Origin of the sequence: Acuticoccus mangrovi, from assembly GCF_016411865.1 — a bacterium.
In the GTDB taxonomy this organism is placed as follows: domain Bacteria; phylum Pseudomonadota; class Alphaproteobacteria; order Rhizobiales; family Amorphaceae; genus Acuticoccus; species Acuticoccus mangrovi.
The window spans coordinates 1-596 of record NZ_JAEKJA010000063.1 but is presented as its reverse complement, the minus strand read 5'-3'; the positions used below and the strand labels follow the sequence as shown (position 1 = coordinate 596).

Annotated in this window: 1 protein-coding gene; it reads left to right on the top strand. The window is 69.3% G+C overall.

The genetic code is table 11. The features are described 5' to 3' along the window. A partial coding sequence (locus JCR33_RS24680) for an AMP-binding protein (protein ID WP_198884805.1) occupies positions 1-596 on the top strand: 596 nt, incomplete at both ends.

The following is a 596-nucleotide window of genomic DNA, read 5'->3' as shown; positions in this document are numbered from 1 at the left end:
GCAGCACCGGAACGCCCAAGGCCGTCTGCGTCGAGCATCGCAGCATCGCCCACTATGTCGACCATGTGGGCCGGGATGTGCTCGGCCTGGACGGGGTCTCGATGCCCCTCTTCACGGCGGCCGGCTTCGACCTGACCCTCACCAGCCTGTTCGTGCCGATCTGCCACGGCGGGCGGATCGACATCATCGCCGAGCCACGCCCGGAGGCGGCGCTGGCGGCGGTCTTTGCGCTCGATCCGCCGCCGGCGACGATCAAGCTGACGCCTTCGCATGTGGGGCTCCTGGAAGGCAGCGGCCTCGTGCCCGGCCGGATCGGCGCCGTGATGCTGGGTGGCGAGGCGGTGACGTCGGCACATCTGACGATCCTGCGGACCTATTGTCCCCAAGCGCGGATCATCAACGAGTATGGGCCGACCGAGACCACCATCGGCGTGGTCGCGGGGGAGATGAGCGATGAGATCACCATCGGCTCGCCCTATGCCAATACGGGCGCCTACGTGCTCGATGAGCGGCTCGGCCTGTGCCCGGCCGGGGTCGTCGGAGAGCTCTACGTCGCAGGCGGGGGCCTGGCACGCGGCTATCATGGCCGTCCCGCC